Source organism: Polaromonas sp. P3_C2 (assembly GCF_056402675.1).
On sequence record NZ_JBFUGX010000993.1, the window covers coordinates 1 to 1,098 of the forward strand.

Here is a 1,098-nt window from a genome sequence, read left to right on the forward strand (position 1 = left end):
CAGCGTGATCATGTTGATGGTGAAGCCGAACAGGTTCATGAACAGGAAGGTGCCGATGATGGAGATCGGCAGCGTGAGCCCGGTGATCACCGTGGAGCGCCACGAATTCAGGAACAGGAAAACAATCAGCACCGTCAGCAGTGCGCCTTCAATCAGCGTGCGGCGCACGTTTTCAACGGCCACACGAATCGGCCGCGAGCCATCGGTGATGAGCTCCAGTCGCGCACCGGTCGGCAATTGCGGCTGGATGTCCTTGATGGCCTGGTTCAAGCCATCGACCACGGCAATAGTGTTTTCGTCCTGCGCTTTTTGCACCGACAGCAGCAGTGTGCGCTGGCCGTTGTACAGCGCCAGGCTGTCGATTTCCTGTGCGCCGTCGGCAACGCGTGCCACCTGGTCCACCGTGACCGGCGCAGCGCCCTTGCGCGCCACAATGATTTTTCCGAAATCTTCGGGGCGCTTCATGCGCGCATCGATCTTGACGACGCGCTCCTGCTGCAGCGAGCGGATGGCACCCACCGGCAAATCCTGGTTCTCGTTGCGCACGGCATTGACCACCTGGTCGGCCGTGATGCCCAGCGACTCCATGGCCTGCGGATTCAGGTAGACATTGATTTCGCGCTTGGTGCCGCCCACGAGCGTGACGGAGCCCGCACCGCGTACGTTCTCCAGGCGCTTTTTCAAGACCTGGTCGGCCCAGTTGGTGAGCTCCACGGCCGACATGGCATTGCCGCTTTGGGCATTGGGCAACACTGCAACGGACCAGATCRCCCGGCTTGCCGGGTCGAAGCGCAGCACGCGCGGCTCTTTCACTTCATCTCGGAGGGTGGGCCGGATGGCGGCGATCTTTTCGCGCACGTCCTCGGCAGCGCGGCGCCCGTCGACGTAGAGCTGGAACTCCATGATGACGACCGACTGGCCTTCGTAGCTGCGCGAGGTCAGCGCGTTGATGCCGGCGATCGAGTTGACGCCTTCTTCAATTTTTTTGGTGACTTCGCTTTCAACGATTTCGGGCGAAGCGCCCGGGTATTCGGCGGTAATGACGACCACCGGAAAGTCGATGTTCGGGAACTGGTCGACCTGCATGCGCTGGTAGGA

General features: G+C 61.3%; 1 protein-coding gene. It reads right to left on the minus strand.

Going from position 1 to position 1,098, the window contains the following annotated elements:
- Positions 1 to 1,098: efflux RND transporter permease subunit (locus tag AC1DWI_RS24070; protein WP_477726029.1), on the minus strand; the 1,098-nt coding region annotated here is incomplete at both ends.